This window comes from Salinivibrio sp. IB868, assembly GCF_001995655.1.
Classification (GTDB): domain Bacteria; phylum Pseudomonadota; class Gammaproteobacteria; order Enterobacterales; family Vibrionaceae; genus Salinivibrio; species Salinivibrio siamensis.
This window is the reverse complement of the sequence record NZ_MUEW01000008.1, coordinates 176,905-183,569: the sequence shown is the minus strand read 5'-3', so window position 1 is coordinate 183,569 and position 6,665 is coordinate 176,905. Positions and strand designations below refer to the sequence as shown.

At 49.1% G+C, this 6,665-nt stretch carries 5 protein-coding genes; 4 read left to right on the top strand and 1 reads right to left on the bottom strand.

Annotated features, from left to right (window positions below):
• The first annotated feature begins 285 nt into the window (after positions 1–285).
• On the top strand, positions 286–2,079 hold the full coding sequence (locus BZG20_RS10520) for a diguanylate cyclase (RefSeq protein WP_077578958.1): 1,794 nt from the start codon (positions 286–288) through the stop codon (positions 2,077–2,079).
• A gap of 9 nt (positions 2,080–2,088) precedes the next feature.
• Positions 2,089–4,443: an aerobic respiration two-component sensor histidine kinase ArcB gene (gene arcB, locus BZG20_RS10515; protein ID WP_046074050.1), complete on the top strand. Its 2,355-nt coding sequence runs from the start codon at positions 2,089–2,091 to the stop codon at positions 4,441–4,443.
• A 127-nt stretch (positions 4,444–4,570) separates the two neighbouring features.
• Here the strand turns inward: arcB and arcA are convergent, their stop codons facing one another.
• Positions 4,571–5,290: a two-component system response regulator ArcA gene (gene arcA, locus BZG20_RS10510; RefSeq protein ID WP_046074051.1), complete on the bottom strand. Its 720-nt coding sequence runs from the start codon at positions 5,288–5,290 to the stop codon at positions 4,571–4,573.
• A 434-nt stretch (positions 5,291–5,724) separates the two neighbouring features.
• On the opposite strand from arcA, the gene BZG20_RS10505 reads away from it, so the two are divergent.
• Together BZG20_RS10505 and BZG20_RS10500 are read left to right on the top strand one after the other, a co-directional pair.
• Positions 5,725–6,147, top strand: a complete 423-nt coding sequence (locus tag BZG20_RS10505; RefSeq protein ID WP_046074052.1) for a DUF3293 domain-containing protein — start codon at positions 5,725–5,727, stop codon at positions 6,145–6,147.
• Between the two features lie 33 nt (positions 6,148–6,180).
• Positions 6,181–6,663, top strand: coding sequence for a putative 4-hydroxy-4-methyl-2-oxoglutarate aldolase (locus BZG20_RS10500; RefSeq protein ID WP_077578957.1), 483 nt, complete (start codon positions 6,181–6,183; stop codon positions 6,661–6,663).
• The last annotated feature ends 2 nt before the right edge of the window (positions 6,664–6,665 follow it).

Below are 6,665 nucleotides of genomic sequence, written 5' to 3'. Positions count from 1 at the left end.
GAATAATATCTATTCGCAATTATGCCATTTTGTTAAATAATTATTAAATAAAAGGCGAATTCGAGTAGATATTCTAGCTTTGATGATGAATAAAGAAGGGTGCGTTATATGCTTTCTCTTTCATAGCAAAAAGCACTGTCAATTGATGTAATAAAATAACAAATGATATTCGCAAAGCTGTGAACAGGACAATCACGCGTTCTATCAAAACTGTGGCAGAATACGTCGCCGGTGAGGTAGGGCGTGAATACGGTCAAGGACAGTAATAAGGCAGACAGGAGTGGCATGGCGTTTTTTAGTTTTAGCTTGGTTTTCGTGTTAGGCGCTTTGCTTGGCTACGGTTGGCGCGCGCGTCGAGCGACATTGGCGTTATCCGATTGGCGGGTTTACATGGCCGGGTTAGACACGCCACATGCGATTGTCACGGCCGATGATGGTGATATCTTGTATGCCAATGCACCTTGTGTGGAGTCTTTTTCGCTGGTAGGTAGCCACAACCGGTTTAAAACCGCCAATGAAAAACAGCAGCAAGCGGTGCGCGCTTTTATTGTGGCGCAGCGTTGGCCTCAGCCATTTTCTAATGTTGAAGCCAAAGTCAGAGCCCCGGGCGCGAATCGGGTGCGGGTTGAGGTGACCTTATCTGGCTTGCCGATCCGCTGTCGCGGCAAGCGTGCCTGGCTCATTTCATTTTCTGCCTCTGAGTCCAACACGCAATGGCACCTGCAGCAACAAGAACAAGGTGTGCTTTTAAGCGTGATTAATTCCTTGGCGGAGCTCGTATGCTTTCAAGATGTTGAGGGAAACGTGGTGGGTACGAACGCCGCCTTTGACCGCTTCTGGCAGGGCCGAGAGCAGGAAGCAGTGCTTTGGCAAGCCGGTGAGCCGCTTTCCGAGCCGCGAACAGTACGTACCTGGGCGACACAACATCATGATCAGAGCTGCTTATTGGAAACGAATATCACAACGCTTAAAAATGATAAGCAGGAAGTGATAGGCACATTGAGTATTAGCCATGATGTGACCAATTGGCACCAGATGCAGGAGCGGTTACAAAAAGAAGCACAACAGCGTCACTCGGTTGAGCAAGTGCTGGAGCAGCGAAGTAACTTGCTCAGTGCGATTTTCCAAGCGAGTGTCGACCCTATCGGTATTTTTGATCAAGACTATTATCACCTAGCGTGTAATCAAGCGTATGCCGATGCGCTTGGTACCACCATTGAAGCGCTCGAGAATGCACCGGCGCAATATGTGGTAGATCCGGAGATATTTGATCAACACAAAGCGCGTGATAAACAGGTGCTAGAAACGGGTGGAACCATTACCTATGAAGATGTCATTTTAACGGATACGGGTGAGCAAACTTGGTATGAGGTGACCAAGTCACGCATTCAAGATCCGGTGACGTTGGCACCGGCTGTGCTGCTGATGGCTCGTGATATCACCGAACGGAAAGAGACACAACAACAGTTAGCCGATGCCATCATGGCACTGCAGGAGCTCAGCTTTGTTGATAGCCTTACTCAAGTGGCTAACCGACGCAGTCTTGACGAGCAATTGAGCACGCTGTGGCGTTCACACGCCAGAGAGCAGACCCCCCTGGCGTTTATTCTTTGCGATATAGATCATTTTAAGCTTTACAACGATCACTATGGCCACCAGCAGGGTGACTGGGCCTTACAGCAAGTGGCCAAGGCGCTAAAATCGTCCGTTCATCGCCCGATGGATATGGTTGCCCGTTATGGGGGGGAAGAATTTGCGATTGTCTTACCACAGACAGGGCTAAACGGCGCGATGGATGTGGCTGAACGGGCGAGGCAAGCGATATTAGCGGCGAACATCGAACACTTGGACGCGGCATCCACCCAGCAACTGACGATGAGCCTGGGGGCGGCGTGTATGATCCCAGCGCCGGATCAAGATTATGGCGATTTGGTACAATGCGCGGATCGTGCGTTATATCAAGCCAAGCGACATGGCCGCAATCGTGTGAGTGTGCTGCAAGGTGCCTCTCATTCTCGCCCATCAAACAAGCAACGAGCCTCGGTGGCTGAATCAATTCACTTCGAATCTGGCGGTTAATAAGCCTATATGAAACAACTTAAAGTCCTTGCCCAATATTACGTCGACTTGCTGGTCAAGTTAGGCATAGTGCGCTTTAGCATGCTACTGGCTTTGGCGCTCGTGGCGCTCGCGGTAGTGGTGCAAGTGGGGATTACCTTAGTCCTTGAGGGCACGGTTCAAAATATTGATATCATTCGCTCTGTTTTCTTTGGCCTGGTGATCACGCCGTGGGCGGTTTACTTTCTGTCGGTGGTGGTTGATCAACTGGAGGAGTCTCGTCAGCGGTTATCAAAACTGGTTTCTAAGCTGGAAGAAATGCGTGCGCGTGATATGCGCCTTAACCGCCAACTCACCGAAAATATTGAGCAACTCAACTCGGAAATAGAAGAGCGTGAGAAAGCGGAGAGTGCGCGGCAGCAGGCGATTAAAGATCTTGAAAATGAAGTTTATCAGCGTGAAAAAGCGCAGTTGGAGCTGGCGGAGCAAACCGCCTTACTCCGCTCTTTCATTGATGCTTCCCCGGATTTGATTTATTACCGCAACGCTGATGGTCAGTTCTCGGGTTGTAACCGAGCGATGGAAGAGCTAACCGGTTATGACGAGAAAACGCTCAAAGGGCTGACACCTTGGGACGTTTATCGCGAAGATATCGCTGAAAAAGTGGTCGAAACCGACCAGCAAGTGTTTGACGCCAATGTGTCGATAACCTACGAGCAATGGCTTGAATATCAAGACGGGCGTAAAGCCTATTTTGAATTGCGCAAAGTGCCTTTCTTTGCCCGAGATGGGCGGCACCTTGGACTGCTTGGTTTTGGGCGAGAAATTACCGAGCGTAAGCGCTACCAAGATGCGCTGGAAAAAGCGAGCCGAGAAAAAACAGCGTTTATTTCCACCATTAGTCATGAATTGCGCACCCCGCTTAACGGGATTGTTGGCCTAAGCCGCATGTTGCTGGAGTCAAACTTGGATGATAAGCAACGTAATTATCTGCGGACGATTTATGTCAGTGCGATCACGTTGGGCAATATTTTTAACGACATCATTGATTTAGACAAATCTGATCGCAAACGCCTTTCTCTGCATCCCACCAGTGTGGATTTAAATGAGTTTGTTACCGAAATCGACAATATTTCAGGGTTGATGGCCGAGCAAAAGGGCTTACGTTTTGAACTTGAGCGAGTGACCGAACTCCCTGACTATGTGGCGGTTGATACGACGAGGCTGCGGCAAATCCTATGGAATCTCGTCGGTAATGCGGTCAAGTTTACCAAGCAAGGCTGTGTGATCATTACAGTCAGTGCGGAAGTAGACGGTGACCAAGCCCATTTATGCTTTGACGTTGAAGACAGTGGTATCGGGATCCCCGCGGATGAACAAGACAAGATTTTTGCCATGTATTACCAAGTTAAACAGGCAGGGGAAAACCTACATGCCGTTGGGACAGGTATTGGCTTGGCGGTATCGCGCAAATTGGCCCGTTTGATGGGGGGGGATATTACCCTCGACAGTGAAGAGGGCGAGGGGAGTACCTTTACGGTTACCGTCAAGGTGCCATTGAGTGAGCCTGGAGAAGACGAAACACCGGCACTCACCCCAGTGGAAAGCAGGCTGCGTATTTTATTGGTGGAGGATATTGAGCTCAATATTACTGTTGCTACCAGCTTGCTTGAGAGTTTGGGGCACCAGGTGACCGTCGCTCGCGATGGGCAGTCGGCGTTAGATGTGTTCTCGCCAGACGCGTTTGATCTGGCGCTGCTCGACATTCAACTGCCCGATATGACCGGTTTTGATATCGCGGCTACTTGGCGAGAGCAGTATGCGCAACTGCCACCTTTAGTTGCGCTGACCGCCAATGTTATTAATGACAAAAATAGCTATCTTGCCAACGGAATGGACGATGCGATCAGCAAACCCATTAGTGTGAGTGCGCTTAACCAGGTGATTGAGCAGTATGCTTTGTCATCAAACATGGTGACAGACGTCGAGAGTGTGAATGAGCCCGCGCCGAGCCGTCCTATCGCGAATGAACAAGCAGAGCGGTTACTCGATATGGATATGCTCACTGGGTATGTGGAGTTAGTGGGTATAGACCCTGTGAAACAAAGCATTGAGATGTTTGAGTCAACCATGCCAGAGTACATCGCCATCCTCGACTCGAATATGACGGCACGAGATCAAGAAGGCATTGTTTCTGAAGCGCACAAAATTAAAGGCGCTGCAGGGTCGGTGGGACTCAAGCATATTCAAAAAGTGGCGCAAAAAGCACAGTCACCCGACCTCCCCGCGTGGTGGGAAAACATTGCGGATTGGATTGATGAAATCAAAGATGGCTATCAGCACGACCTGGATGTGCTCAAAGCGTGGTTAGACGAGCAAGCGTAGCGCTTCTGGCTGGCGAGCCCACTGAGAAACCAGCAAGCGACAAAGAGAAAAAAGGCGCCTTAATCGGCGCCTTTTTCTTGAGTTCGACACGCAGTCTTTAAACCATGCACCGTCTCTCAACGACTCTTTATTGCTCTTCGATTTCACCGCAGAAGCGATAACCTTCACCATGGATGGTCGCAATGATCTCTGGTGTGTCATTGTGCGATTCGAAATGTTTACGGATCCGGCGGATCGTGACATCCACGGTACGATCGTGCGGCTTAAGTTCACGACCCGTCATTTTCTTAAGCAGCTCAGCACGCGTCTGAATTTTGCCTGGGTTTTCACAGAAGTGAAGCAGGGCGCGGAACTCAGAGCGAGGCAGCTTAAAGGTTTCCCCTTCTGGGTTAATGAGCGAGCGACTGTTGATGTCGAGTGTCCAACCGTTAAAGACATACACGTCGACGTTACGCTTTTCTTCGCTGTCGTTGACACTGCTCATGGCACGTGTGAGCAGGTTACGCGCACGGATAGTCAGTTCGCGTGGGTTGAATGGTTTGGTAATGTAGTCGTCGGCACCGATTTCGAGTCCGAGAATCTTGTCGACTTCATTGTCACGCCCAGTGAGGAACATTAGCGCCATGTCACCTTGTTCACGCAATTCGCGCGCGAGCAACAAGCCGTTTTTACCTGGCAAGTTAATATCCATGATCACTAAGTGAACATGATGGTTAGACAGGACTTGATGCATTTCGTCGCCATCGCTGGCTTCAAACACATTGTAACCTTCCGCTTCAAAGATACTTTTCAGCGTGTTACGTGTGACCTGTTCATCTTCTACAATCAGAATTTGCGGGGTTTGCATTGGCGATACCTAATATCTAAATAGAATCCGGTTGCACTTCACAGTCTAGACCGTCTAGCCTGTGAAAAAAATTTACAAAAATGCGAGGAGTGTCTACCGCGAACCTCGCAACTAACATATGGCACGCCATCCATAGAGAAGTGTTCGTCGATGCTAGACAACGCACCGTGAGTTCCAGCTTAAGACGGGGCGTGGCAGTATGAGTGCACCACCAAGCCAATCACTCTGATATCCATTAATTATCGCCAATTGTATTCATTTAACAGCACGCTAACAATATATTAGGATAAGGGTTGATGATTTTTTTCATCCTTTATTGACCCCAATCAAAAGCATGTTAAATGTCAGTTAGCGACGCGTTTTAACTTAACTTTCTGAATAATGACGCATAATTAGTCACTAAGCATAGTATGCGTTACGAGTAGGTGTAAACAATGTGTGATCCTGATAACCAGCAAGAATTGTGGAAAACTTACCAATCTATCGCGTTTCACGCTCCTCAAGCGCCAGATGCCGAAGCATTTGCTATTCTTACCGCATTTAATCCGCGTAGCCAACCTTTATCTGAGAAAGAGAATCAATCGCGTAATGCTCAGCTTGAAAGTGCAATGACACAACAAGGGATACGCTATTGGCCAATGAATGGTGGGGCGCCGGATGGGAGTTGGTATGAGCCGGGTTTTGCGGTTGCTGTGGATAAGCACGAAGCCATGTTATTGGCGCAACAATGGCAACAAAATGCCATCTATTGGGTAGAGAATGATAGTTTATGGTTGTTGCCTGTTTTGATGGATGCGTTCACACCGCAATCACTGAACGTGCGTTTTTCATCCTTGTTTACGGCAGCCACTCGCTAACTCTTTCCCACAACGAAAAAGGAGAAAGGCATCATGGACGATAAATTGCCGGACTTATGTGACAATTACCCGGAGGTGGTGCAATGGATCCCACTGCAGTGGCAGAACTATGGCGCTCATTGCTGCTTTGAAGGCCGAGTTCGTACAGTACGTTGCTATCAGGATAATTCCAAAGTGAAGGCGATGCTGGCTACCCCAGGTGAGGGCCAGGTGCTGGTGGTGGATGGTTCTGGTGCGATGGATAGAGCCTTGCTGGGCGATCTTATCGCACAAAGCGCTGTTGATAATGGGTGGGCAGGCATCGTCATCGTTGGGCCGGTTCGTGATGCGGCGACGCTAGCGACCTTGCCGATCGGTATTAAGGCTCTGGGTGTCTGTCCGATTAAAACGCAAAAACGCGATAAGGGCGATGTGGATGTCGCGTTAGCGTTAAACGGCGTGTCTGTGAGAGCAGGTGATTATCTGTATGCCGATCTAAATGGCGTGATTGTGTGTGCAGAGCCACTGATCAGTTAATC

Coding starts and splice junctions, on each gene's coding strand:
- BZG20_RS10520 (WP_077578958.1), top strand. CDS start 286: ATGGCGTTTTTTAGTTTTAGCTTGGTTTTCGTGTTAGGCGCTTTGCTT.
- arcB (WP_046074050.1), top strand. CDS start 2,089: ATGAAACAACTTAAAGTCCTTGCCCAATATTACGTCGACTTGCTGGTC.
- BZG20_RS10505 (WP_046074052.1), top strand. CDS start 5,725: ATGTGTGATCCTGATAACCAGCAAGAATTGTGGAAAACTTACCAATCT.
- BZG20_RS10500 (WP_077578957.1), top strand. CDS start 6,181: ATGGACGATAAATTGCCGGACTTATGTGACAATTACCCGGAGGTGGTG.
- arcA (WP_046074051.1), bottom strand. CDS start 5,290: ATGCAAACCCCGCAAATTCTGATTGTAGAAGATGAACAGGTCACACGT.